The 24,485-nt window shown below is 66.8% G+C and carries 32 protein-coding genes and 2 other RNA genes; 22 read left to right on the forward strand and 12 right to left on the reverse strand.

Annotation, left to right across the window (positions count from 1 at the left end):
* Nucleotides 1-49: 49 nt before the first annotated feature.
* From U1739_RS00590 to U1739_RS00620, 7 genes are all read left to right on the forward strand, one after another.
* Complete coding sequence (locus tag U1739_RS00590) at nt 50-1,078, forward strand: cysteine desulfurase family protein (RefSeq protein WP_443025494.1); 1,029 nt, start codon at nt 50-52, stop codon at nt 1,076-1,078.
* The gene (locus U1739_RS00595) at nt 1,075-2,277 is read left to right on the forward strand and encodes a cysteine desulfurase family protein (RefSeq protein WP_332702946.1); all 1,203 of its coding nucleotides are present in this window, start codon (nt 1,075-1,077) and stop codon (nt 2,275-2,277) included. Before U1739_RS00590 ends, U1739_RS00595 begins: the two co-directional genes overlap by 4 nt.
* A 151-nt stretch (nt 2,278-2,428) precedes the next feature.
* Nucleotides 2,429-2,758: a 2Fe-2S iron-sulfur cluster-binding protein gene (locus U1739_RS00600; protein ID WP_332702948.1), complete on the forward strand. Its 330-nt coding sequence runs from the start codon at nt 2,429-2,431 to the stop codon at nt 2,756-2,758.
* A gap of 47 nt (nt 2,759-2,805) precedes the next feature.
* Nucleotides 2,806-3,123: a hypothetical protein gene (locus U1739_RS00605; RefSeq protein ID WP_332702950.1), complete on the forward strand. Its 318-nt coding sequence runs from the start codon at nt 2,806-2,808 to the stop codon at nt 3,121-3,123.
* Nucleotides 3,124-3,166: 43 nt separating this feature from the next.
* An RNA gene (ffs, locus tag U1739_RS00610) (signal recognition particle sRNA small type) lies at nt 3,167-3,262 on the forward strand.
* A gap of 230 nt (nt 3,263-3,492) precedes the next feature.
* Complete coding sequence (locus tag U1739_RS00615) at nt 3,493-5,184, forward strand: DNA polymerase III subunit gamma/tau (protein ID WP_332702952.1); 1,692 nt, start codon at nt 3,493-3,495, stop codon at nt 5,182-5,184.
* 13 nt (nt 5,185-5,197) lie between these two features.
* Complete coding sequence (locus tag U1739_RS00620) at nt 5,198-5,521, forward strand: YbaB/EbfC family nucleoid-associated protein (protein WP_332702954.1); 324 nt, start codon at nt 5,198-5,200, stop codon at nt 5,519-5,521.
* Between the two features lie 132 nt (nt 5,522-5,653).
* On the opposite strand, the gene mtgA is transcribed toward U1739_RS00620, so the two are convergent.
* The 3 genes from mtgA to U1739_RS00635 all read right to left on the reverse strand — a co-directional run bounded on the left by mtgA (nt 5,654) and on the right by U1739_RS00635 (nt 8,413).
* Nucleotides 5,654-6,406, reverse strand: coding sequence for a monofunctional biosynthetic peptidoglycan transglycosylase (mtgA, locus tag U1739_RS00625; protein WP_332702956.1), 753 nt, complete (start codon nt 6,404-6,406; stop codon nt 5,654-5,656).
* Nucleotides 6,407-6,506: 100 nt separating this feature from the next.
* Nucleotides 6,507-7,409 (reverse strand): RNA polymerase sigma factor RpoH, encoded by a 903-nt coding sequence (rpoH, locus tag U1739_RS00630; RefSeq protein WP_332702958.1) that lies wholly within the window; start codon nt 7,407-7,409, stop codon nt 6,507-6,509.
* A gap of 53 nt (nt 7,410-7,462) precedes the next feature.
* Entirely contained in the window at nt 7,463-8,413 is a 951-nt protein-coding gene (locus U1739_RS00635; RefSeq protein WP_332702960.1) for an RluA family pseudouridine synthase, read from the reverse strand.
* 17 nt (nt 8,414-8,430) lie between these two features.
* Between U1739_RS00635 and U1739_RS00640 the strand changes: the two genes are divergently transcribed.
* From U1739_RS00640 to U1739_RS00710, 15 genes are all read left to right on the forward strand, one after another.
* Nucleotides 8,431-8,829 carry a M67 family metallopeptidase gene (locus U1739_RS00640; RefSeq protein ID WP_332702962.1) on the forward strand — a complete coding sequence of 133 codons (399 nt, stop codon included), beginning with the start codon at nt 8,431-8,433 and terminating at the stop codon, nt 8,827-8,829.
* Nucleotides 8,830-8,916: 87 nt separating this feature from the next.
* Nucleotides 8,917-9,402: a hypothetical protein gene (locus tag U1739_RS00645; RefSeq protein WP_332702964.1), complete on the forward strand. Its 486-nt coding sequence runs from the start codon at nt 8,917-8,919 to the stop codon at nt 9,400-9,402.
* Nucleotides 9,403-9,549: 147 nt separating this feature from the next.
* On the forward strand, nt 9,550-10,194 hold the full coding sequence (locus U1739_RS00650) for a histidine phosphotransferase family protein (RefSeq protein ID WP_332702966.1): 645 nt from the start codon (nt 9,550-9,552) through the stop codon (nt 10,192-10,194).
* A 52-nt stretch (nt 10,195-10,246) separates the two neighbouring features.
* The gene (locus tag U1739_RS00655) at nt 10,247-12,553 is read left to right on the forward strand and encodes a chemotaxis protein CheA (protein WP_332702968.1); all 2,307 of its coding nucleotides are present in this window, start codon (nt 10,247-10,249) and stop codon (nt 12,551-12,553) included.
* On the forward strand, nt 12,553-12,984 hold the full coding sequence (locus U1739_RS00660; RefSeq protein ID WP_332702970.1) for a chemotaxis protein CheW: 432 nt from the start codon (nt 12,553-12,555) through the stop codon (nt 12,982-12,984). The genes U1739_RS00655 and U1739_RS00660 overlap by 1 nt, the downstream gene beginning before the upstream one ends.
* A gap of 70 nt (nt 12,985-13,054) precedes the next feature.
* Complete coding sequence (locus tag U1739_RS00665) at nt 13,055-13,420, forward strand: response regulator (RefSeq protein ID WP_332702972.1); 366 nt, start codon at nt 13,055-13,057, stop codon at nt 13,418-13,420.
* Nucleotides 13,421-13,429: 9 nt separating this feature from the next.
* Nucleotides 13,430-14,494 carry a chemotaxis protein CheB gene (locus U1739_RS00670; protein WP_332702974.1) on the forward strand — a complete coding sequence of 355 codons (1,065 nt, stop codon included), beginning with the start codon at nt 13,430-13,432 and terminating at the stop codon, nt 14,492-14,494.
* On the forward strand, nt 14,491-15,345 hold the full coding sequence (locus tag U1739_RS00675) for a CheR family methyltransferase (protein ID WP_332702976.1): 855 nt from the start codon (nt 14,491-14,493) through the stop codon (nt 15,343-15,345). The genes U1739_RS00670 and U1739_RS00675 overlap by 4 nt, the downstream gene beginning before the upstream one ends.
* Before the next feature lie 104 nt (nt 15,346-15,449).
* Complete coding sequence (locus U1739_RS00680; protein WP_332702978.1) at nt 15,450-16,322, forward strand: DMT family transporter; 873 nt, start codon at nt 15,450-15,452, stop codon at nt 16,320-16,322.
* Nucleotides 16,319-17,008 carry an N-acetylmuramoyl-L-alanine amidase gene (locus U1739_RS00685; RefSeq protein WP_332702980.1) on the forward strand — a complete coding sequence of 230 codons (690 nt, stop codon included), beginning with the start codon at nt 16,319-16,321 and terminating at the stop codon, nt 17,006-17,008. The genes U1739_RS00680 and U1739_RS00685 overlap by 4 nt, the downstream gene beginning before the upstream one ends.
* A 194-nt stretch (nt 17,009-17,202) precedes the next feature.
* Nucleotides 17,203-17,571: RNase P RNA component class A (gene rnpB / locus U1739_RS00690), an RNA gene on the forward strand.
* Nucleotides 17,572-17,615: 44 nt separating this feature from the next.
* On the forward strand, nt 17,616-19,592 hold the full coding sequence (locus U1739_RS00695) for a hypothetical protein (RefSeq protein WP_332702982.1): 1,977 nt from the start codon (nt 17,616-17,618) through the stop codon (nt 19,590-19,592).
* 49 nt (nt 19,593-19,641) lie between these two features.
* Complete coding sequence (locus U1739_RS00700) at nt 19,642-20,187, forward strand: J domain-containing protein (protein WP_332704806.1); 546 nt, start codon at nt 19,642-19,644, stop codon at nt 20,185-20,187.
* Nucleotides 20,184-20,486, forward strand: a complete 303-nt coding sequence (locus tag U1739_RS00705; RefSeq protein ID WP_332702984.1) for a hypothetical protein — start codon at nt 20,184-20,186, stop codon at nt 20,484-20,486. Before U1739_RS00700 ends, U1739_RS00705 begins: the two co-directional genes overlap by 4 nt.
* Nucleotides 20,487-20,558: 72 nt before the next feature.
* Nucleotides 20,559-20,954 (forward strand): hypothetical protein, encoded by a 396-nt coding sequence (locus U1739_RS00710; RefSeq protein WP_332702986.1) that lies wholly within the window; start codon nt 20,559-20,561, stop codon nt 20,952-20,954.
* 2 nt (nt 20,955-20,956) lie between these two features.
* On the opposite strand, the gene U1739_RS00715 is transcribed toward U1739_RS00710, so the two are convergent.
* The 9 genes from U1739_RS00715 to U1739_RS00755 form a co-directional block, all read right to left on the reverse strand.
* Nucleotides 20,957-21,364: a SufE family protein gene (locus U1739_RS00715; protein WP_332704808.1), complete on the reverse strand. Its 408-nt coding sequence runs from the start codon at nt 21,362-21,364 to the stop codon at nt 20,957-20,959.
* 176 nt (nt 21,365-21,540) lie between these two features.
* Nucleotides 21,541-21,795: a hypothetical protein gene (locus U1739_RS00720; protein ID WP_332702988.1), complete on the reverse strand. Its 255-nt coding sequence runs from the start codon at nt 21,793-21,795 to the stop codon at nt 21,541-21,543.
* Between the two features lie 15 nt (nt 21,796-21,810).
* The gene (locus U1739_RS00725) at nt 21,811-22,083 is read right to left on the reverse strand and encodes a hypothetical protein (RefSeq protein WP_332702990.1); all 273 of its coding nucleotides are present in this window, start codon (nt 22,081-22,083) and stop codon (nt 21,811-21,813) included.
* Nucleotides 22,084-22,132: 49 nt separating this feature from the next.
* Nucleotides 22,133-22,453, reverse strand: a complete 321-nt coding sequence (locus U1739_RS00730; RefSeq protein ID WP_332702992.1) for a hypothetical protein — start codon at nt 22,451-22,453, stop codon at nt 22,133-22,135.
* Nucleotides 22,454-22,464: 11 nt separating this feature from the next.
* Entirely contained in the window at nt 22,465-22,767 is a 303-nt protein-coding gene (locus tag U1739_RS00735; RefSeq protein ID WP_332702994.1) for a hypothetical protein, read from the reverse strand.
* Nucleotides 22,768-22,797: 30 nt separating this feature from the next.
* On the reverse strand, nt 22,798-23,178 hold the full coding sequence (pspC, locus tag U1739_RS00740) for an envelope stress response membrane protein PspC (protein ID WP_332702996.1): 381 nt from the start codon (nt 23,176-23,178) through the stop codon (nt 22,798-22,800).
* 1 nt (nt 23,179) lies between these two features.
* The gene (pspB, locus tag U1739_RS00745; protein ID WP_332702998.1) at nt 23,180-23,446 is read right to left on the reverse strand and encodes an envelope stress response membrane protein PspB; all 267 of its coding nucleotides are present in this window, start codon (nt 23,444-23,446) and stop codon (nt 23,180-23,182) included.
* Between the two features lies 1 nt (nt 23,447).
* Nucleotides 23,448-24,128, reverse strand: coding sequence for a phage shock protein PspA (gene pspA, locus U1739_RS00750; protein WP_332703000.1), 681 nt, complete (start codon nt 24,126-24,128; stop codon nt 23,448-23,450).
* An 84-nt stretch (nt 24,129-24,212) separates the two neighbouring features.
* Nucleotides 24,213-24,344 (reverse strand): hypothetical protein, encoded by a 132-nt coding sequence (locus U1739_RS00755; protein ID WP_332703002.1) that lies wholly within the window; start codon nt 24,342-24,344, stop codon nt 24,213-24,215.
* Between the last annotated feature and the right edge of the window lie 141 nt (nt 24,345-24,485).

Genomic DNA, 24,485 nt, shown 5'->3' on the forward strand with positions numbered 1-24,485 from the left:
CGCTTCTGCCACCACCAGAGTGTATCTCGATCATGCCGCGACCACGCCGATGCTGGCCTCGGCTGAGGCGGCGGTGCGCGCGGGCATGGCGCATTGGGCCAATCCGTCGTCGCCGCATGCCGAGGGGCGCGCGGCCAAGGCGGCGCTGGAGCAAGCGCGGCGGGCCGTGGCGGCGGCTTATGGCTGGCCGGGCGAGACATTGTTCACCAGCGGGGCGAGCGAATCGCTCGCTATCGCCATGCAGCGCGCCACCGCGCCGCGGCGCATCATCACCGCGGTGGAGCATGATGCGGTGATGCGCTGGGCCGGGCCAGAGACGGTGGTGCTGCCGGTCGGGCGGGACGGGATCGTGTCGATCAATGCGCTGGCCGAGGCGCTGGCCGGCGACCGTGCGCTGCTGACGGTGCAATGGGCCAATAGCGAAACCGGGGTGCGCCAGCCGATCGCGGCGATCGCCGAGGCGGTGCATGCGGCGGGGTCGCTGCTGCTGGTCGACGCGGCGCAGATGCCGGTCGGCGCGGATGCAGAGGTGGCGGCGCATGCCGATTTCGTCGCGCTATCGGCGCACAAGCGTGGCGGGCCGCCCGGCGTGGGGGCACTGCTGGTGCGCGATCTCGCCGCGCTGTCGCCGACCGGGGGGCAGGAACGCGGCTATCGGCCGGGGACGGAGAATTTGCCCGGCGTGCTGGGCTATGCCGCGGCGCTGGCCGAGCCGGAGCCGGATCACGCCGTGCTGCGCGCGCTGCTCGACGATGCGATCACGCGCTCGGGCGGGGAGATCATCGCGGCCGGTGCGCCGCGGCATGCCGCAATCGGCGCGTATCGCATGCCGGGCGTGGCGAGCTTCGTGCAGCTGATCGACTTCGACGCCGCCGGGTTCGCGGTGTCGGCGGGCAGCGCGTGCGCCTCGGGCAGCATGAAGCCGAGCCACGTGCTGGGCGCAATCGGCTTGTCCGATACGGCCAAGCGCGAAGTGGTGCGAGCGAGCTTCGGGCGCTCGACGAGCGAGGATGATGTGCGCGCGTTCATTGCCGCTTGGCGATCGGTGGCGCGATCGAAGCAGCGCTTCGTGGCATGATCTATCTCGATTACCAGGCGACCACGCCGCTGGCGCCGGAGGCGTTCGAGGCGATGCTGCCCTGGCTGCGCGACAATTTCGCCAACCCGCATTCGCCGCATGCTGCCGGGCGCAAGGCCAAGGCGGCGGTGGAATTCGCGCGCGAGCAGGTAGCGGCGTTGCTGCCGCCGGGTGGGCGGATCGCCTTTACCGGCGGTGCGACCGAGGCACTCAATTGGGCGATCAAGGGGGCCGGGCCGGGGCGGATCGTGACGTTGGCGAGCGAACATGCGGCGGTGCTGGATACGGTCGAGGCGCTGGCGCGTGGCGGGCGGGACGTCGTCGTGCTGCCGGTGGGCGCCGACGGGTTGGTCGATCTGGCGGTGGCGCGGGCGGCGATCGTGCCGGGGACGGCGCTGGTGGCGGTGATGCTGGTCAATAACGAGATCGGCGTGGTCCAGCCGGTCGCTGCCTTGGCTGAGATGGCGCATGCCGTTGGAGCAGTGCTGCTGTGCGATGCCGTGCAGGGGGTAGGGCGGGTTGCGATCCCTCAGGCTTGCGACTTGGTGGCGGCGTCTGGGCACAAGATTTACGGGCCGAAAGGCATCGGGGCATTGTGGATTCGCGACGGGATCGAACTCGAACCGCTGTTGCACGGCGGGGGGCAGGAAGTCGGGGGGCGTTCGGGGACACTGTCGCCTGCGTTGTGCGTGGGGTTCGGCGTGGCGGCGCGGTTGATGGTCGAGCGGGGGGAGGCGGATGCGGCGCAGGTCGCGGCGTTGTGGCAGGTGGCAGCCGCGCGGCTTGGCGCAACCACTCCCCTCCCTGAAAGGGAGGGGCTGGGGGTGGGTTGCTCTCGGGGGGGCGCTGCGCCTGCCCCATACCGACCCACCCCCGACCCCTCCCTTTCAGGGAGGGGAGAATGGCAGCTCAACGGCTCCGCGTCGCAGCGCTACCTCGGCAACATCAACATCCGGCGCGATGGGCTGGACGTCGCGCGGCTGATGTCCGAGCTGCGCGATATCGCCTTCTCCGCCGGCTCGGCCTGCGCCAGCGGGTCGGGGCGCTCCAGTCACGTGTTGCGCGCGATTGGACTGAGCGAGGGGGAGGCGCGTTCCAGTATCCGGCTGGGGTTTGGGCGCTACACGACCGAAGCGGATCTGGTTGGGGCGATCGGGCGTATCGTGGCTGCGGCGGATGCGCAGCGGGTGGCGCGGTGAGGCTCGCGCCTATTTCCTGCAGCCGCTTCCCCGGCGAAGGCCGGGGCCCAGTCGGAAAGGTCGATGTAACGACGCGCAACGCCGGTTTCCGACGGTGTCGCGACTGGGCCCCGGCCTGCGCCGGGGAACAGCCTTTGGTTTTGGTTTGCCGATGACCCTGATCCGTTTCATCGCCACCGACGGCGCGGTCCGCGAGGTGCAGGGCGCGCCCGGCGATCGCTTGCTCGATCTCGCCCAGGCTGACGGCCAGCCGCTGGAGGGCACGTGCGAGGGGCAGATGGCGTGCTCCACCTGCCACGTGATCGTCGCGCCCGAGGACTTTGCGCGCCTGGCGCCGGCCAGCGCCGACGAAGAGGATATGCTCGACTTCGCCACCGGCGCGACCCGCACCAGCCGGCTCGCCTGCCAGATTCGGCTCGACGATCGGCTCGACGTCCTGACGGTAAAAATGCCGGACGACGTGCGGAACAGTAAACGATAGCGGCCGTTTCGCTTCCGTGCCGAATACGGCGCGCAAAGGAGATGAACATGAAATTCCTGGGATTGATCGCCGCCGGCCTGCTCGGCGCCCTGAGCCTCGCCCCGGCAACGGCGAGCGCGGCTGCGGCCCCGTCCGCCGCCACGCTGGCCGTTGCCGGCGCCGCTGTCGCGACGCAGGCCGTAGTGGTGCGCGAGCGCACCGTGGTGCGTCGTGACGACCGTCGCGGCTATCGCAACCGCGGTTATCGTAACAACCGTGGCTATAACAATGGCCGCAACCGCTGGGGCACGCGCCGCGTGTGCAACAACCGCTGGCGCAACGGGCGCAAGATCCGCACCTGCCGTTCGGTGCGCTATCGCCGCTAACAGCGGGGATTGATCCCCCCGCCCGATTTCCGTAGAGGCGCTCTCGGAAGTCGGGCGGACGTGGTCGTCGCCAACCTGGTCAGATCCGGAAGGAAGCAGCCACAACGATTTCGCCACGGGTCGTTCCGGCTTCCACCGCGAACCGCAGCAAAGCTGCGGTGAGCGCGGCCGGCGGGGCTGGCAGCCTCGTCCGATGACGTGGCTCGGCCACGGCGCGCTTGTTCCTCCGTTGGTTCGGTTGTTTCAGCCCCAAGCGGCATCGCGCGTGGCACGTTGGATCTCGGACTAAGTCCGGGATGACGGTCGGGCGGTTGGGCTAGCGAAACCTTTTCCTACCATCCGGCGCATTCGCCCCCTAGATAGTCGGCAATGTCCGACTCCCACGATCTCCCCAGCTTCGATCTCCCCAGCTTCGATCTGGGCGAGCCCGCACAGCCGGCCAAGCCGGAGGCGTACCGCGTGCTGGCGCGGAAATATCGGCCGCAGACTTTTGCCGAGCTGATCGGCCAGGATGCGATGGTCACCACGCTGGGCAATGCGATCAAGCGCGGCCGGCTGGCGCATGCTTTCCTGCTGACCGGCGTGCGCGGGGTGGGCAAAACGTCCACCGCCCGCCTGATCGCCAAGGCGTTGAACTGTATCGGCCCGGACGGCGAGGGTGGCCCGACGATCGACCCTTGCGGCGTGTGCGAGCCTTGCCGCGCGATTGCCGAGGGGCGGCATATCGATGTGATCGAGATGGATGCCGCCAGCCATACCGGCGTTGACGACGTACGCGAGATCATCGATGCGTCGCGCTATGCGGCGGTGTCGGCGCGGTTCAAGATCTACATCATCGACGAAGTCCACATGCTGTCGAAGAACGCGTTCAACGCGCTGCTGAAGACACTGGAGGAGCCGCCGGCACATGTGAAATTCCTGTTCGCGACGACCGAAGTCAACAAGGTGCCGGTGACGGTGCTGTCGCGCTGCCAGCGCTTCGATCTGCGGCGGATTTCTGCCGAGATGCTGGCGGCGCATTTCACGCGCGTGGCGGAAGCCGAAGGCGTCGAGGCGGAGCCGGAAGCGCTCGGGCTGATCGCTCGGGCGGCGGAAGGCTCTGCGCGCGACGGGCTGTCGATCCTCGACCAGGCGATCGCGCATGCCGGGATCGAGGGCGGCGGCGTCAAGGCGAGCGCGGTGCGCGACATGCTCGGCCTGTCCGATCGCGGCGCGGTACGCGATCTCCTTGGGCTGCTGCTGGTGGGTGACGGGCTCGGCGCGCTGGGCGCGCTACGGCGGCAATATGATCTTGGCGTCGATCCGCAGGCGGTGCTGCGCGCCTTGCTCGAGACGGTGCACGGGGTGACCTTGGTCAAGCTCGGCACGCCGCCCGAGGCGGGGCAGGCCAATGAGGAGCGCGAGGCGCAGGAGAATTGGGCCTCGGCGCTGTCGTTCGCCGCGTTGCACCGCTTGTGGCAATTGTTGCTCAAGGGGCATGACGAGGTGGCGCGTGCGGCGCTGCCGATCGAGGCATGCGAGATGGCGCTGCTGCGTGTCGTCCACGCTTCGCAACTGCCCGATCCCGGCGAGCTCGCGCGGCAACTGGCAGCGGGCGGACCAGTGCAGATCGCGGCACCGGCCGCCGCGCCGTCGGTCCCCGCATCGTCGGCGCCCACGGCATCGGCCGAACCCGCTTTGCCCGGCACGATCGAGGAGATCATCGCGGCGATCGAGCAGACCGGCGAATTCGGCCTGGCGGTGAAATTGGAGCGCAGCGCCAGCGTGATCCGCATCGCGCCGCCCGAATTGGTGCTGAGCGCGGCGCGGCCCTTGCCGGCCGATCTGGTGCGCGACCTGACGGCCGAGTTGAAGAATTGCACCGGCCGGGCGTGGAAAGTGACCACCGAGGATGCACCCGGCGCGCCGACGATCAAGGAGCGCCGCGGCGAGGCGCGCGAGGGGCTGCGCGCGGATATTCTTGCCAGCCCGGTGGTCAAAGCGGCGTTCGAGGCGTTTCCCGAGGCAGTGCTGCCGGAGGAAGAGCTCGACCGGCTAATCGCCGCGCAGCCCAGGATTTGAAGAGGAAGATCGCATGAAGAGCATCGAAGACATCATGGCCATGGCGCAGAACGTGCAGGCCGAGCTGGAAAAGGCCCAGGCCAATCTCGACGTGATCGAGGTCGAGGGCGTGGCCGGCGGCGGACTGGTCAAGGTCAGGGCCTCGGCCAAGGGGCGCATCATCGGCATCGCGATCGACGATTCGTTGATCGTGCCGGCCGATAAGCAGATGCTGGAGGACCTGATCGTCGCAGCGTTCAACGATGCGCGGGCGCGGGCGGATACCGCGTCGAATGCGGAGATGGGCAAGATGACCAGCGGCATGCCGTTGCCACCGGGCTTCAAGCTGCCGTTTTGAGATAGGGAAGAGCTGCGTTCCCCGGCGAAGGCCGGGGCCCAGTCGCGGAGGTGGATGTAACGAAGCGCGACGCGCCTGAACTTCCGTGCCGCTACTGGGCCCCGGCCTTCGCCGGGGAACGCTATCGCCGGTCTAGCGCAAGCACCCGTCCAACCGGTCGTTGCGCACCACGCCGACGCGGCGGGCGAGCGCATTGCCGTGGCGCCGGGTAAAGCCGCGCGGGGCCTTGGCGGCGCGCTTCTTGGGCAGCGGCAGGATCGCGGCGATGCGGCCGGCTTCGGATGGCGACAGGCGCGCGGCGCCGTGGCGGAAATAGCGGATCGCGCCGGCCTCCACGCCGTAGGTGCCGATGCCGGTTTCGGCGACGTTGAGATACACTTCCATGATGCGGCGCTTGCCCCACAAGATCTCGATCAGCACGGTGAAATAGGCTTCCAGCGCCTTGCGCACATAGCCGCCGCCCTGGAACAGGAAGACGTTCTTCGCAGTCTGCTGGCTGATCGTCGAGCCGCCGCGGATGCGCCCGCCCTGCGCATTGCGATAGGCGGCACTGGCCATGGCAGTGAAATCGAAGCCGTGATGGGTGCAGAAGCGGCCGTCCTCACCGGCGATGGCGGCGCGCGGCATGTTGGGGTCGATGGCCGAGAGCGGCACCCATTTCTTGGTTACGCTATGCCCGCCAAGCAGATCGCCGGCCATGGTCAGCGTGAAGGGCGGGGGCACGAAGCGATAAGCCAGCACCCACAAGACCGAGGCGATGACGAACCATAGCAGCGCCTTGAAGATCCAGCCGAGCAAGCGGCGCGACAACGGGCGGCGCGGTCTGGCTGGTGCGAAGTCATGGTCCGCACGCGCCGGTGCGTAAGGGGTGGGGCGATCGCTCATGACGGCAGGAGTGCCGCATTAGACGCGGTGGGGGAAGAGCTTATGCTGCGCTGCAAGCAAGAGCGCCGCCGCCGTCCCGAACGACGGCGGCGGTGCGGGATCACACCGCGACGAGCAGCCGGCGATCACCGGCGAGACGCATCATCGCCTTTTGCAATTTCTCGAACGCGCGCACTTCGATCTGGCGAACGCGTTCGCGGCTGACGCCGTACACCTGGCTGAGCTCTTCGAGCGTCTTGGGATCGTCGGTCAGGCGCCGCTCGGTCAGGATATGCTGCTCGCGCTCGTTGAGATCTTCCATCGCCGAAGTCAGCATCTCGTGGCGCACATCGGCTTCCTGCGCTTCCGCCACGACGGTGTCCTGCAGTGGCGCATCGTCCTGCAGCCAATCCTGCCACTGGCCGTCGCCATCCTCGCGCATCGGCACGTTGAGCGAGGTATCCCCGCCCATCGCCATGCGCCGGTTCATGCTGGTCACTTCGGCCTCGGTGACGCCGAGATCGGTGGCGATCTTGGTCAGATGCTCCGGCGTCAGATCACCGTCCTCGAACGCATCGAGCTTGGATTTCATGCGGCGCAGGTTGAAGAACAATTTCTTCTGCGCGGCGGTGGTGCCCATCTTCACCAGGCTCCACGAGCGCAGGATATATTCCTGGATCGAGGCGCGGATCCACCACATCGCATAGGTGGCCAAGCGGAAGCCGCGATCGGCCTCGAACTTCTTCACGCCCTGCATCAGGCCGATATTGCCTTCGGAAATGAGCTCCGAGGTGGGCAGGCCATAGCCGCGATAGCCCATCGCGATCTTCGCCACGAGGCGCAGATGCGAGGTTACCAGCTGCGCTGCGGCATCGGTGTCGCCATGTTCCTCGAAGCGCTTGGCGAGCATATATTCCTGCTCCGGCGCGAGGATGGGGAATTTTTTGATTTCCGACAGATAGCGGTTGAGGCTGGCCTCACCGCCAAGAGCGGGGACCGTGGCCGGCAGGTTGCTTTTGGCCATGTGGTGATCTCCCTTTCAAATAGGTTTCGCCGCATCGCAGCGAAGCCTGATAGCTATACGTTAAGAAAGTTGAACAGTTCCTGCATATCGGCAGGCATTTCGCTGTCGAACGCCAGAACGGTATTTTTCACCGGATGAATGAACCCCAAACGCGCGGCGTGCAACGCCTGGCGGTGGAAATTCAGCGTTTCCAAAAGCTCCCGGTGAGCTTGTTTTGTTCTACCGTAAACGGGATCGCCCAGCAAGGCATGGCCGATCGAGGCCATGTGCACGCGGACCTGATGCGTGCGCCCGGTTTCCAGCCGGCATTCGACTAAGGCGGCGTTTTTCAGCGTCTTGAGCGTGGTGAAATGGGTCACCGCGCGCTTGCCGCCTTCGACGATCGCGACCTTCTTGCGGTTTTGCGGCGAGCGGGCGAGCGGGGCATCGACCTTGCCCGCGGGTGGCGCCGGCTTGCCCGAGACGATCGCCTTGTAGCGCCGCTCGATACTGTGATCGTGGAACTGGCGGGCGAGGCCTTCATGCGCGCGATCGGTCTTGGCGGCGAGCATCAGCCCCGACGTATCCTTGTCAATGCGGTGCACGATGCCCGGCCGCGCGACCCCGCCAATGCCCGACAGGCTGCCGCCGCAATGGTGCAGCAGCGCATTGACCAGCGTGCCGTCGAGATTGCCCGCGGCAGGATGGACGACGAGCCCGGCCTGCTTGTCGATGACGATCAGATGGTCGTCCTCGAACACCACGTTGAGCGCGATATCCTGCGGCACGTTATGGGCGGGCGTGGGAGCCGGCACGGCGACGTTGAAGAGCGCGCCGCCGGCTGCCTTACGCGATGGGTCCCGCGCCAGTGCGCCGCTGGGCTCGCTCACCGCGCCGCTATTGATCAGCACCTTGAGCCGTTCGCGCGATAGGGTCGGCACGGCGTCGGCAAGCGCACGATCCAGCCGCCAGCCATCGGCTGCGTCCGCGATCCTTGCTTCGATGATGGAAACCCCCCGGCACATGTTCTAGCGATGTGGGCATGGGGTTGGAGATTTCAAGCGCAGTGCTGGCGCGATTGCTGGCCGAGGCGCGGGCGGCGCCTGGCGTGGAGGTATGTGGGCTGCTGTTCGGTGCGGGCGGGCGGATCGATGCGGCCGAGGCCTGCGCCAACGTGGCGGCCGCGCCGGCGCGGACGTTCGAGATCGATCCGGCGGCGCTGTTCGCGGCGCACCGGCGGGCGCGGGGTGGTGGGCCGGCGGTAATCGGGCATTATCATTCGCACCCGTCGGGTCGCGCGGAACCCTCGGCGACCGACGCGGCGAACGCGATGGGAGACGGCGCGGTGTGGTTGATCCTGGCAAGGGAACAGGCGCGGGCGTGGCGGACGGTGCGGGCTGGCGCGTTCGAGGCGGTGGCGCTCGCCGTCAGGGAAGCGTGACCGCTATCGACCGGCAGTGGATCATGCCATGACTGGGGCTCCCGGGGAGAGGCGAAGGGGCATATGAAGATCTGGGGGGCGACCGGCATGGTCTGGGGCGGGCCACTGCTCGCGCTGCTGGCGATCGCCGGATGCGAACGGCCGCCGCCGCCGCCCGGGCTGGCGGTGGGCGACCTGCCGATCAGCGGATCGCTGGCGGCAGCGACACGCCGGGGCTTCACCGACTGCTTCAAATCGGACGCCATCAGGATGCGCTGCCGCCGACACGACGTCATGGTCATGGGCTATGGGCCGTTTGAAGCGGCCGTGGATCTGATCGGGGGTGATGGCAGCGGCGGCTTCGACCAGGTGACCTTCTGGCACGATCGCGATCAATATGCGGTCTACGCAATTGCCGAGGCGTTCGAACGCCGGGGCTGGACGTCGTGCTATAACAGCCTGACCGATCGCGGCGATCAGATCATTTATACGCGCAAGGGCACCCCCTTCCAGGTGATGATGGATCTCAGCTATTACGGCAAACGCCGCCTCAGATTCGTTCCTGAGTGGAACCGACGCGACCGGCGCTGCTGAGTCGTTTGTCCCATACGGGCTGGTTTTGGCCGTAGCTGCGTCGTTCATCGGGCCGATACGGCCGGTGGGGCGGCACGCCTTTGCTTGCGTCCACGTCCGCACGTCGCCAGAAGAGCGCTAACTTATATCACCTATCGGAAATTCCCCATGACCATCTCCCCGGTCGATTTTGCCAGCCTGCTCTGTTCGCGTCTGTGCCATGATCTGCTCTCGCCCGTCGGCGCACTCAACAACGGTCTCGAACTGCTCGCCGACGAGCATGATCCCGAAATGCGCGCACGGTGCCTCGAACTGCTCAACGAAAGCGCGCGCGCCTCGGCCAACAAATTGAAGTTCTTCCGTCTTGCCTTCGGTGCGGCGGGTGGTTTTGGCGAGATGGTCGATGCGCGCGAGGCGCGCGCGGCGATCGAGGGGTTGTTCGGCGACAACCACCGCGTGAAGCTGGGCTGGATGGTCGAAGATGCGACATTGCCCAAGCCGGCGATCAAGGTCTTGCTCAATCTCGCCTTGATCGCCGGCGACGCGTTGATCCGCGGCGGGCAGCTGGATGTCGGCGCGGAGAGCGTGGATGGGGCGGTGGAGATCGTCGTGCGTGCTGACGGGCCACGCATCGTGCTCGATTCCGAATTGCGCAGCGCACTGGCCGGCACGCAGGGCGATGCGGTGATCACGCCGCGCGCGGCGGCAGCCTATCTGGTGCAAGCCTTGGTCGCCGAGGGGCGCGGCACGGTGCAAGTCTCTGCGCCGGACGCGCCGGTACTGTTGTTCGGCGCCGCCTTCACGGCCGGGTAAACCTTGCCTTAACCACTGATCGGCCATGACGGCGCCCTATTCGCGGGGCCCCATGGACGATCTGCTGCAAGAATTTATCGCCGAGACCCGGGAGACGCTCGAAGCGCTTTCCGGCGAGATCGTCGCGTGGGAAAGCGATCCGTCCGACAGCCAGCGGCTCGACGCGATCTTTCGCTTCGTCCACACCGTCAAGGGCAGCTGCGGCTTTCTCGACCTGCCGCGGCTGGCGCGGCTCAGCCACGCCGCCGAAGACGTGCTCGCCGCGGTGCGCGATGGCCACCGTGCGCCGGATACGCATCTGGTCAGTGCCGTGCTGGCGATCGTCGATCGGATCGGCGAGCTGGTCGAGGCGATCGACGCCGGCATGTCACTCGACGATAGTGGTGAGGACCTGCTGATCGCCGCGCTGGCGGAAGGCGCCGATCTGGCTGGCCCGGTTACCGTGCCGCCAGCGCAGCGCCAGCCGGCGCGCAGCGTGCGGCTCAACGTCGATCTGCTCGATCGCATGATGTCCGGCATGTCGGATATGGTGCTGGCGCGCAACGAACTGGCCCGCCGGCTGCGCGAGGACAATGCCGATCCGACCGTCGAGGCGGCGCTGGAGCGCCTGTCGCTGACCGTCGCGGAGATGCGCGATACCGTGACGCGGACGCGGATGCAGAAGGTCGAGGCACTATTTTCGGCGCTGCCCCGCATGGTCCGCGATACCGCCGCCGAACTGGGCAAGGCCGTGGCGCTGACGATCGAAGGATCGGATGTCGAGCTCGATCGCGAGATGATCGAGATGATGCGCGATCCGCTGGCGCATATGGTGCGCAACGCGATCGATCACGGCATCGAGACGCCGGCCGAGCGGCTGAAAGCCGGTAAGCGCGAAAATGGCCGACTGACCGTGTCGGCCCGGCAGTCGGGCAACCAGATCATCATCGTCATTGCCGATGACGGCCGTGGCATCGACGTCGAACGACTGGTCGACAAGTTGGCCGCGTCCGGACGATCGGAGCGCGACCTGCGCGCGTTGAGCGACAAGGCCAAGCTGGAGCTGATCTTCCAGCCCGGTGTCACCACGCGCCATGAAGTCACCGCAATCTCCGGGCGCGGCGTGGGGATGGATATCGTGCGCGCCAATATCGAGCAGATCGGCGGCCGGATCGAGATCGACAACACGCTGGGCAAGGGCGTGCGGCTGGCGATCCATGTGCCGCTGACGCTGTCGATCATCTCGACGATCGGGGTCGGCGTGGGGGCGCAGCGCTTCGCCATCTCGCGCCAGGCGATCGAAGAGATCGTGATGGTGCGCGGGCAGCAGATCCGCATCGACATGCTCGGCGATACGCCCGCGGCGACGGTACGCGAGCGGCGCATGCCCTTGATCGATCTGGGCGGCATTCTCGGCCTGCCGTCCGGCGGCGAGGGCGCGGCGATGCTGGTGATCGTCAGCATGGTCGGCGGCAGCTATGCGCTGGCGGTCGATTCGGTGCTCGATCACGAGGAGTTGGTGATCAAGCCCGCCGCGCCCGCCGTGATGGCGGCCGGCGTCTATGCCGGGCAGACGCTGCCCGATAGCGGCCTGCCGATGCTGCTGCTCGACTGCGCGGGAATTGCGGCGGTCGCCGGGCTCGAGTTCAGCCGCGCCGAACTTGCCGACGAAGAGGAGGTCGAGGCGCCGGCGGAAATCGTGTCGGCCTTGCTGTTCGACGATCTGGACGGGGTGCGGCGCCTGGTGCCGCTGGCAGTGATCGACCGCATCGAACCGGTGCCGGCCGACCATATCCGCTTCGCCGCCGGGCGGCTGCGCCTGTCGATCGATGGCCGCATCCTGCCGCTTGCCGCGATGGCGGAGGTCGGCGATCGACGCGCCGTTTCCGTGCTGCGGTTGCGCGACGGTACGACAGAGATCGCTTATGCCATCGCCGAGGCGCTGGATATCGTCACGCTGCCCGACGGGCTGGTCGCGGCGCGCGATCCCGGGCCGGTCGCCGGGGTCGTCGCGCTCGATGGCGAGCAGATCGAATTGCTCGACGTGCATTGGCTGTTCGCCACCCATGCAGACCCGGCGCGCGATGAAATACCGCCGGTTTGCCTGATCGAGGGATCCGAATCGGCGTGGATGACGACGTTCCTGAAACCCGCCTTGGAAAGCGCGGGATACCGCGTGGCGACCGCGCTGAAGGCCGGTGAGAGCGCCGCCGTGGTCCTGACCATGGATCCCGAGCCACCGATCACCGCGGGGGGCGCCGCGGTGGTGCGACTGCGGCACGATCGGCCGACGCTCGGCGCCGACGATCACAGCATCTATCGCTACGACCGCCCGGGGCTGCTTGCCGCTTTGGCCGAACGCGCCGGGGGGGCACGCTGATGCCGAGCCTGTTCCTGATCGCCTATATCGCCGACCGCGCCGTCGCGATCGCGTCGACGCAGGTCGAATCGGTGGTCGATATCGGCGCCGTCGTGCCGGTGCCGCGCGCCGCACGCCAGGTGCTTGGGCTGGCGGCGCTGCGCAGCCGGGTGGTGACGGTGATCGATACGCGGGCGGCGCTGGGCCTACCGGCATCGGGCGGGTCCGCCGGGCGCGCGGTGATCACGCTGGTCGATGGCCAGCATTATGCCGTGCTGGTCGATTCGCTGGAGGACGTCGCACCGTTCGAACTCGCCCCCTTGTCGTCCGGCATCGTGCTCGACGGCGGGTGGCGCGCGACCGGCTGCGGGATCGTCGAGCGCGACGGCGAGCCGATCCTGGCCATCGATCTGCGCGCGCTGCTGCCGGGACTGACCGCGGAAGCGGCGTAATTGTAAGGATTTAACGAGACGCTTACTCCTTTCGTCCAATGTGTCCGTACTGCACCTAACGGGAAATATCATGAAAACGTGCCTGGTAGTCGACGATTCCAAAGTGATTCGAAAGGTGGCGCGGCACATCCTGGAGACCCTTAATTACAAGGTATCCGAAGCCGGCGACGGCAAGGAAGCACTCGACCAATGTCTTGATTCTGCGCCTGACGTGATCCTGCTCGACTGGAACATGCCGGTGATGTCGGGGATGGACTTTCTGCGGGCGCTGCGCACCAGCGCGGTGACCAGCCGGCCCAAAGTGGTGTTTTGTACGACCGAGAACGGCATGGCGCATATCCGCGCGGCGATCGAGGCGGGGGCCGACGAATATGTCATGAAGCCGTTCGACCGCGAGACGCTGGAGAGCAAGCTTCAGATCGTCGGCATGGCCTGACCGCCAGCGATGACTGCTCAGCCCGCCCAGGGCCGCGCGCCCGTCGGGCGCGGCGCCACGATCCTGATCGTCGACGATTCCGCTGTTGCCCGCGCGGTGATCAGCCGCATGGTCGCGGCCAAGCCGGGCATGGCGATTGCCGGCGCGGTCGCGGACGTCAAAGCCGCGCTGGCGTTCCTGAAAGCGAACCGGGTCGATGTCATCCTGCTCGATATTGAGATGCCTGGAATCAGTGGTCTGACCGGCTTGCCCGATCTGATCGCAGCGGGGCGCGGGGCCAAGATTCTGGTCGTCTCGTCGTCGTGCGACAAGGGCGGCGTGGCGGCGATCCAGGCGCTGGCGCTGGGTGCGGTCGATACGTTGGTCAAGCCGGGTAACGGGGCCTTTGCCGGCCGCTTTGCCGATGTGCTGATCGAGAAACTGGCGCGTCTGCTCGAAGCCGATAGCGCCGCCGCGCCAGCGCCGCCGCCGATTTCGGCCCGCACCACTGCAACGGGTTTCGACATCGTCGCGATCGGCGCCTCGACCGGTGGAATCCATGCGCTGAGCCAGGTGCTGCGCGAAATCCCGCCGAGTTTTTCGCTGCCGATCCTGATCACGCAGCATCTGCCCGATTCGTTCATGCCGTATTTCGCCGCGCAAGTGGCGGTGCTGGCCCGGCGCCCGTGCGACGTGGCGACCGATCGCCTGCGCATCCGCCCCGGCCGCGTGATCATCGCGCCCGGCGATGGCCATCTGCGCGTCGTCAGCCTGGGCGACGGCACCGCTGCGGTGCGGCTGACGCACCAGGCGTCGCAAAGCGGCTGCATGCCCTCGGTCGATCCGATGTTCGACAGCGTGGCCGAGGTGTTCGGCGCACGCGCGCTGGCCATCGTGCTCAGCGGCATGGGACGCGACGGCAGCATCGGCGCCAAGCGCATCGCCGAGGCCGGTGGCTGCGTGGTGGTGCAGGACCGCGCCAGTTCGGTGGTGTGGGGCATGCCGGGCGCGATCGCGCGCAGCGGCGGCGCCAACGCGATCCTGCCGCCCGACGAGATCGGCCGGCTGATCGCGCTGCGGCGGCGGCCGGCATGACCGCCGCCCGACCGCATCGTCCGGTGGCCATGCCGGTGCGGCACTCGGCCGGCGCCGTGCAGGTCTTTGCCGCCTTGCTCGAGCAGCGCACCGGGCAATTGATCGCCGCCAATCGAGAATGGCGGATCGAGACCGCGCTGAAGCCGGTGTTGCGCGAACGAGGACTGGACACGATGGACCAATTGGCCGGTGAAATCCTGACCGGCGTCGATCCGCGCGTCGCCGATCAGGTGGTCGATGCGCTGCTCAACCAAGAAAGTTCGTTCTTCCGCGACGCGGCGGTGCTGGACATGGTCGGCGCGGAAATCCAGGCCAGGCGGGAGGCCAATCCGAGCCGCAATATCCGCTTGTGGTCGGCCGGCTGCTCGGTCGGGCAGGAGCCCCTGTCGCTGGCGATGATGGTCACCGAACAGGCGGAACGCGACGGCGGGCGGGTGCCCGAGATCATCGCCACCGACGTTTCCGACGCGGCGATCGCGCGCGCCAAAAGCGGCGTGTTTACGCAATTCGAGATCCAGCGCGGCCTGCCGGTGCGGCGCATGATCCGCTGGTTCGACACGATCGGGCCGGATTGGGTGGCCAAGCCCGAATTGATCCGGCGCATCTCGTTCCGGCGCATGAACCTGGTCGACGATGCGCTGCCGATCGGGCGGTTCGATATCATCCTGTGTCGTAACGTATTGATGTATCTGTCGCCCACGCTCAGGCGGCAGGTGCTCGACCGGCTCGCCACCGTGCTGCGTCCGGGCGGGCTGCTCGTGCTTGGCGCCGGCGAAACGGTGATCGGACAGACCGAGGCCTTCCGCCCGTCGCAGGAGCATCGCGGGCTGTACGAGCCGATCGGGGAATAATCGCCGCGGGCGGGCGATCCGGCACGTGTCGGTTTACATCCACGCCCTGCCGCCCGTATCGACAGGTGGTGAGCACCGCATCCTCCCCGCGCCAAGGCTTTTCGATGCGTGACTTCGCCATCGCCGCGGTGATGAACCTGATGTGGGGGCTGAACATCATCGCGGTGAAGATGGCGGTGACGCAGATGTCGCCGCTCACCGCCGGTTTCCTGCGCCAGGCGATCGTGTTGCTGGTCTGCGCGACCTGGCTCAGGATCGTGCCGGGGCGGATGGTCGCGCTGACCGCGCTGGGCATCCTGTCCGGCGGGGCTTTCTATATCGCGATCAACCTGGCGCTGTCGGTGTCGGACAATGTCGGCGCGCTGGCCATTGCCGGGCAATTGGGCGTGCCCTTCTCGATGATCCTGGCGATCATCGTCTATCGCGAGCGAATCCACCTGCCGCGCATGGCGGGGATCGCGTTGTCGTTCGCCGGCGTCGTGCTGCTGGTGTTCGATCCGGCGGCGGCGCGTGAGGGGGCGGGGCTGGCCTTGACCGCGCTTTCCAGCCTGATCTGGGCGATCTGCTCGCTGGTCCAGCGCAAGCTGATCGGCGTGCCGGTGCTGACCATCTACGCCTGGGTCGGCCTCTGGGGCACGATCGTGATGGGCCTGCTGGCCTGGGCGGTCGAGCCGGTGGCGCTGGCTGGGCTGCCGCAGCTGCCGCTCAGTGCGTTCGGCTGGGTGGCGTTCTCGGCGATCGGATCGACCGTGATCGGGCAGGGGGCGATGTCGTATCTGCTGCAACGCCACCCGATCAGCATGGTCACCCCGCTGACGCTGGCCGCGCCGATCATCTCGGTCTTCGCCGCGGCCTATTATTTCGCCGCGCCGCTGACCGCGCTTATGCTAACCGGAGGGGCTGTGGCGATGCTCGGGGTGGCGATCGTCACGATCCGCACCGCGCGCGCCGGATCTGCTGTTGGGGATACGCAATGACCATGATCGATACGCCATCCCCCAATTTCGACGAGCGCGCGCTGCCCGTGTCGATCATTGTGTTGCATTATACCGGCATGCAGGATGCGGAATCGGCGATCAAACGGCTGACCGATCCTGCGGCCAAGGTATCGGCGCATTACCTCATCGCCGAGGACGGCACGGTGCTGCACATGGTCGACGAGGCCAAGCGCGCCTGGCATGCCGGGCGCTCGCGCTGGCGCGGGATCACCGACGTCAACAGCGCCAGCGTGGGGATCGAGATCGTCAATCCGGGCCATGAATTCGGGTATCGCCCGTTCCCCGACCAGCAGATCGATGCGTTGCTGCCGTTGGTGGCGGCAATCAAGGAGCGGCACGGCATCGGCCGCGGCGACGTGGTCGGCCATTCGGATATCGCGCCCCAGCGCAAGCAGGATCCGGGCGAATTGTTTCCCTGGGCGAAGCTTGCCAAGCTGCGCCTGGCGCTGCCGCGACCGACCAAGAATTTGATGGACCCGCGCTGGACCGATGGCGGCTTCCTGCTCGCGCTGGAGCGCTTCGGCTATGACGTGTCGGACAAGCTCGCCGCCGTGGTGGCGTTCCAGCGCCGGTTCCGGCCCGAGCTGGTCGATGGCGAGATCGACATGGAATGCCGCTGCATCCTGCTCGCACTGCTGCTGCCCAAGCCGCAGGGGGATGATTGAGCTTATCGCCACGTCCTATGGCGCGTTCCCCGGCGAAGGCCGGGGTCCAGTCGCGATGGTCGATGTAGCGAAGCGCAACGTCTGACCGCGGGTGTTTGGTGACTGGCTCCCGCCCTTCGCCGGGGAAAGCGCTCGGTCGAGAGATCGACAATTCGATGGCAGTCGCAGCGAAGCCTCGCTACAGCGCAGTTTCGCCAGAGGGTCGGGCGACCGCGGGTGTCTTTCGGGATGCGCGAGGAAAGTCCGGGCTCCATGTAACGACGGTGCCGGGTAACGCCCGGCGGGGGTGACCCCAGGGAAAGTGCCACAGAGAGCAGACGGCGACCGCTTCGGCGACGCCACGGTGAAAGGGTGCGGCAAGAGCGCACCGCGCGCTTGGTAACAAGGGCGGCACGGCAAACCCCACCGGGAGCAAAACCGAATAGGGGCGGCATATGAGCATCGTTGCTGCTCGTCGCCCGGGTTGGTTGCTTGAGCCCGCATGCAAATGCGGGCCTAGAGGAATGGTCGCCCATCCCGGTCAAACGGGGGGACAGAACCCGGCTTACAGACCCTCTGGCGCTTCTTCCTTGCCGTGATAAGCTCCCGGAAACGGGAGGGATTCGCCATGGCGACGCATGCGATAATGATGGCGGTGATGCTCGCTGGCGCCGCGCCGGCGGCGGCGCAGCAGGCGGCCCAGCAGGCGGGCAGCACCGTGCAGCAGGACTTCGAAGCGGCGACCGCGCTGCACGACAAGGGTGACTTTGCCGCCGCGCTGGCGCGCTGGCAGGCGCTGGAGGCGCGCACGACGAAGAACCCGCGCAGCCGGGCGCTGGTCCAAGTGCGCAAGGGCCAGACCCTGCTCGCTTTGGACCGTAAGGATGAAGCGGTGGCGGCGGCGCGGCTTGGTCTGGCCGGTTTGCCGGCAAGCGACGCCAGCCTGCGCGGCGATCGCTTCACCGCGTTCGTGACGCTCGGCCGCGTGGCCGAGGGGTCGCTGGATTATGCCAGCGCGGCGGAAGCCTATGGCAGCGCCGAACAGCTCACCGACGTGCCGATCGAGCAATTGATTGCCCTGCGCGGCCTGATCCAGGCGACCACCTTTATCGATCCGGCGCGCGCCGACGGCGCGCTGACCCGCGCCGAGGCGCTGGTCGCGAGCAATAAAGCGGATGAGGCCGTACGCGCGATGGTCAAGCGCCTGCGCGGCCAATTGCTGCTCAACCAGAATGCGTTCGAGGCGTCGCGCGCGGCGAGCGGCGAGGCGGTCAAGCTGCTCGGCGGTCTCACCACCCGCACGCAGATCGACGACGTGCCGGTGCGCTCCAATTACGCCATCGCCGCGCTGCTGGCCGGGAAGAAGGAGGATGCGCGGCGCTATATGGCGATGACCGGGGCGGGGCGGCTGTCCAAGGGCAGTTTCGATCCGGGGCCGCAGATGAAGGTGCCCGAATGCGGCGGCGAGGCCGGCCTCAAGCCGGGCGATGTGGCGGTGGTGGAATTTTCGATCGACGATGACGGCGTGGTGCGCACCAGCGCGCCGGTCTATGCCGCGGGTGGCGGCGGGGTGGCGCTGGAATTCGCCCGGGCGGCGCGCGGCTGGTCATGGACGCCCGAACAGGTCACGCGCATGCCGGTATTCTTCCGCAACCGGGTGCGGGTCGAGCTGCGCTGTTCGACGGCGTTCGAGCGGCCCTCCGTCGGCACCTATCTGGACGGCGAACTGGGCAATTGGCTGGCCGACAAGAAGGTCGCCATGCCGCCAATGGCCAGCGGATCGGATGCGGCCGTCCTGCCGCAGCTGCGCGCGCATCTCGTGGCGGTGGAGGCGGCGCAGGGCAGGGAGGCGCTGGCGCTCGTGCCGATCCTGCACCAGCTGATCCACAATGCAGTGGTCGGGCGCGAGGAAACCAACGCGCTTGCCCGGCGCGAACTGGCCATTGCCGTGGCGCACGGCGCGCCACCGGCGGCGCGGCTGGCGATCGACATCATGATCTGGCCGACTGCGCTGGCGGAAGGCTGGAAACAGGACAGCCAGGTGCGCGTGCTGACCGCCGGGCTGGCGTCTGCGCCGTACGCCCAAGACCCGAGCGCACGCTCGGCATTGCGGCTGATGATCGCCGATGCCGGGCGGCAGAACGAACAGCGCGCGCGACAATTGTTGACCGCCGTAGGGGCCGACACTGCACTGCCGGCCAACCACCCGTTGCGCGTCGGTGCGTTGGTGCGGCTGGCTTCGCTCGAACAGGATGCCGGCAACGCGCCGGCGGCGGCCGCCGCCTTTGCGCAGTCCGGCCTGTCGGCGCGGCAATGTGCGCTGGTCGATTCCGCGCCACGCTTTCTGGGCGTGAATGCGGGCGCCAACCAGTTTCCGATGGAGGCCGCACAATGGGGCTTCGAGGGGTTCACGACGGCGCAATTCGACGTCTCGGCGGACGGCAAGGTGATCAACCAGCGCGTGGTCGTCGCCTATCCGCCGTTTGTGTTCAGCGACGCCGGGATGGGCGTGGTCAAGACCGCGCGCTACGAGAAAAGCTATCGGCCGGATGGCGGCCTGGGCTGCGGCGGCAACGTGCAGCGGGTGAAGTTCAGCATGCCCTGAACGGGTCGGCGTGCTTGCGCTCTCAGCAGCGAAGCCTATGTCCGACCGCATGGCGCGTACATCATCACGTTCGGCAGATTGGGGCTTCCCGCGGTGGCGCGGCTATGGCGAGGCGGGTTCGGCTGCGGCGACGGTACGGTTGTGCGACCGACATGGCTGCCAGGAAAAGGGCGATTGCCCGGCGCCCAAATCGCCCAACAGCCCGGAACGTTGGTATTTCTGCCAGGAGCATGCCGGCGAATATAATCGCGGGTGGAATTATTTCGAAGGCCTGACGGCGGAAGAAGCGGCCGAGCGCGAGCGGGCCGAGACGCAGACCGCCGAAGGCTATACCGAATCCAAGCATAACAGCTGGGCCGGGCCGGGCGATGGCAGCCGATCGCGCGACGAAATGCGCGCGCTTGAGGTGCTGGGGCTGGATCCGGATGTGGATATGGCCGCGGTGAAACTGGCTTGGCGCAAGCTCGCCAAGGACAGCCATCCCGATCTGCGCCCCGGCGATGCCGAGGCGGCCAAGCGCTTCCAGGCGGTGCAGACAGCCTATGAGGTGCTGCGCATGGCCGAGGAACAGCGCGAGTGGAAGCCGACCGTTTGAGGACCGTTCGCGCGGGATGGACGGGCACGCTGCTGGTCTGTCGCAAATGTTCGAAGAAATTGGATGGCGGGTTCGGGCCCGACGGCCGGACGCCGCTGGCCAAGGCGCTGCGCAAGTTCCTGGCTCTGGGCAAAGGGCGCAAGAGCCAGTTGGGGGTGGTCGAGGTCAAGTGTCTCGGCATTTGCCCCAAGAATGCCGTGACCGTGGTGGACGGGGCACAGCCGGGCATTTGGAAGCTGGTCGATCGCGGGACGCCGATCGACGAGGTGGCGGCCGCGCTCGTCACGCCGCTCGATTAAGCATCGGACCTTGGCCGGTCAGCGCCGGTTCACGATGACTGGGCTATGGTGTGCGCTCCAAGGAGAATTCCCATGCGGTCTATCCATCTCATTGCCGGTGCCGCGCTATTGATGAGTGCCGGAGTCGCCGAGGCGCGGACGCGACTCACGCCGGAAGCCAAGCTCGCCAAGATGCTTGACGGGCGCATCGCCGGACAGCCCATCAATTGCCTCAATCTGCGCGATATCCAGTCGAGCGAGATCATCGACGATACGGCGATCGTCTATCGCTCGGGCAACACGTTGTACGTCAACCGCCCGCGCGGCGGCGCCGACTCGCTCAACAGCAATGATGTCCTGCTGACCAGGACGTTCAGCGGTCGCCTGTGCTCGATCGACACGGTCAATTTGATCGATCGCTACTCGCACTTCCAGCGCGGCTTCGTATCGCTGGATCAGTTCGTGCCGTATCGGAAGCCCAAGAAATAGGCTCAGCCGGCGTAGCGGCCGGCGGTGTCGCGGATCAGCGCGATCATGTTGGGGATGCCCTGGGTGCGGTTCGAGCTGAGCTGGTTCTTGAGATCGAACGGCGCGAGCGCGCCGGCAATGTCGGTGCCGAGGATCGCCGACGCCGGCTGATCCTGCACCGTCAGCAGGACCAGGGCGATAATGCCCTTGGTAATGGCGGCGTTGCTATCGGCGAGGAAGTGCAGCGTGCCGTCGTCGCGGGCCATGGGATAGACCCAGACCGAGGCTGAGCATCCACGCACCAGGGTGGCGTCGGTCTTGAGTGCTTCGGGCATCGGCTCCAGCTCGCGACCGAGTTCGATCAGCAGACGGTAGCGATCGTCGGCGTCGAGGAAGCTGTATTCGTCTTGCAGGTCGGGGAGGCTGGGCATGGCGGCAGCGTTAGAGCGTTGCACGCGATCCTCAAAGCCCCGTTGTTTCGGTAACGGGTTCCCCGGCGAAGGCCAGGGCCCAGCAGCGGCACGAAAGCAACTGGCGCCGCGCCTCGATACAATGGTCGGCGCGACTGGACCCCGGCCTTCGCCGGGGAACAGTAGCGATCGGCTGCTTACAAATCCACGCCAGCGGCGATCGCTTCGAGTTTGCGGATGCGCTCCTTGAGGTCGGCGATCTCGATCCTAGCGCTGGCATTGGGCATGCCCTGCGCCACGGTGCGGTCGGCGTGCAGGTCGCCGGCGACGTGCAGTTCCTGCGCCTTGAGCTGAAGCCAGCCGCGCCAGCCGGTGAGTGCAGCGAAGGTCAGCATGGCCAGGCCGGCGAGCACGGTGCTGGCCATGGTGAGATACAGATTGGGGTCGGTCATGATCCCTGCTCCTGCTTAGCTGCGGTCGCGTAGGCGTTCGATCTCGCGATCGAGGCGGGCGCCGCTGTCGTTATTGTCGGTGGCGAGGCGTTCGAGCACGGCAAGGCGCTCCTTCATCGATTTCAGCTCGTCGCGCAGCCGCTCGTTCTCGGCATCCGAGGCGGCGGTTGCGGGGCTGAAGGTCTCGCCCGCGTCACCGCCCTTTTCGTGGCGATAGCGTGCGGTGAAAACGCGGCCGATGGTGACGATCAGGATGATCGCGACGACCATGGCGAATGGATTGTCCATGTAACTTCCTTCCCTGGATGGCGCGCGGTGCCGCGCTGCCGATTGAATGTCAGTTCGCCGGGCGGCGCAGTTGCTCGATCTCGCGGTCCAGCAGATGCGATCCATCGGTGACGATCCGTTCGACCACCGCGAGGCGGTCCTTGATCGAGCCCATCTCGGCGCGAAGCTGGGCGTTTTCCTGCGTCAGCAGCTTGATCCGCTCGATGCTCTCGTCGCTGCTCTTGGGATACATTGCCTGCCCCCAGGCACCATCCAGCGGGTAGCCGTTGCGCACCCGCATCCAGGTGGTGATGACCCATCCCGCCATCGCGGCAACGCCGACAATGGCCAAAACGGGGGCGAAGGTGGCAAAGAATTGAACTTTTTCCATCATCTCTCTCCTTAGCGGTCGCGCAGCGCGTCAATCTCGCGGGCGGTGCGCTCGGCAGGGTCGGTGGCGATCCGTTCGAGCACCGCGATGCGCGCTTCGAGCCGGGAGATCTGCCCGGTCAGCCGCTCATTCTCGCTGGAGAGCAGGCCGATCTTGCGGTTGGCATCGGCATCCACATCGCTGCGGTGGCTCTTTCCGGACCATTCGTCTTCCAGTGGGTAACCGTGCTTGGCACGGATCCAGCTGTTGATGATCCACCCGCCATAGGACAGCGCGATGATCGCGATCACGAAACCTGGTCCACCCCAACTCATTGTAATTCTCCCGGTTGACGAGCCTGCGCCTCAGCGCAGGCTGTCGATCTCGTTGGCCAGCCGGCTGTTGCGGCTGGTATAGTGCATCTCGATGTCGGCGAGCCGGCGATCGATGTCGCGGAAGCTGGAGCGGATTTCCGCGGTCGAGCGCTTCGGGTTGGAGCGCACGCCCTGCCAGAATTTCTGCTCTTCGCGGCTCTCGTACAGGCCGGCAGGCTTGTTGTCGGCCATCCAGGCGACCAGCCAATAGGCGATCAGCGTCCAGGGGAAGCCCCCGGCCAGCGTCAGCACCACGGTGCCGACCCGGACCCAGGTGACGTCGACGCCGGTATAATCGGCGATCCCCGAGCAGACGCCGAGATATTTGCGGTTCTGCTTGTCGAGATAGAATTTGGTGCGGCTGGCGGACATTTCAGTTCCTCCGTGGGAGATAGTCGTCTGACTGCTCGGATTTGATCCGCGGCTGCCAGTCGGGGTTGTCGGCGGCGACGATGCGCTCCACCGTGTTCAGGCGATCTTCGAGCCGGCGGGCGAGCGAGTAGAGCTCGTCGAGCAGCCCTTCGTCTTCCTGCGTGATCTTCGGCGCCTGCTTCCACTTGGTGATGTAGTGGAGGATGATCCAGGGCATGCCGATGAACAGCGAGGTGATCGCGATCAGCGGGACAAACACGTCTTCCATGTCAACCGTCCTGGTTCGTGTTCGAGCCGATGCGCGCCTTCATCGCGGCGAGCTCGGCATCGACCTTTTCGGCCGATTTGAGCTCGGCGATTTCCTCGTCGAGCGTCTTGGGCAGACCGCCGAGCCCGGCGGCGTCGGCGCGGCCCTCGGCCAGATCGACGCGGCGATCGAGAATGTCGAAGCGCGAAAAGGCGTCTTCGGTCTTCTGGCCGGCATACATTTCGCGCAGCTTGAAACGGTTCTGCGCGGTTTCCAGCCGGGTGACGATCTGGTTCTGCCGGGTGCGGGCTTCGCTCAGCTTCTTTTGCAGCTTGGCGATATCTTCCTCGGCGGCACGCAGCGACTCGTCGAGCACGGTGATCTCGGAGATCAGCTGGCTGCCCATGTCGGCGGCCCTCTGCTTCTCGACCAGGGCTGCCTTGGCCAGGTCTTCGCGGTCCTTCGACAGCGCCAGCTCGGCCTTTTCGGTCCAGCTTTCCTGCAGCTTGTCGAGCTTGGCGATGTGCCGGCGCATTTCCTTCTGATCGGCGATGGTGCGGGCGGCGGACGCGCGCACTTCGACCAGGGTTTCCTCCATTTCGAGGATGATCATGCGGATCATCTTCGACGGGTCCTCCGCCTTGTCGAGCAGATCGGTGAAGTTGGCGGCGACGATGTCGCGGGTGCGGGAGAAAATACCCATTGAAAAACTCCTTCAGGGAAACGCGGGAAAATCTGCCGGGGCGGGCTCTAGGGGTGTCGCCCGCCCCGGGCGCACGCCGTGCCGTTAAGCGACGGCGGCGATGCTGGTCGCCGAAACGTTGGCCGGGCCGACCGCTGCCGTCACGGTGATGGCGCTGAACAAGACGGCGAAGAACATGGCGGCGACGTTGCGGCGGAGATCGGTGTTGGCGAACATGATGGAAACTCCCTGTTTGATGTATTGCGGCTCGTCATCGTGACGATTGCCAACAGCTTTGCAGGGAGCGTGCCAGTTTTAAAAATGGCGGAAATGCGTGCGTTTGCGCGGGCTCCAGCGGCGCGGTGAAATTTGCGCTTG

Origin of the sequence: Parasphingomonas puruogangriensis (assembly GCF_036663635.1) — a bacterium.
Taxonomy (GTDB): domain Bacteria; phylum Pseudomonadota; class Alphaproteobacteria; order Sphingomonadales; family Sphingomonadaceae; genus Sphingomonas.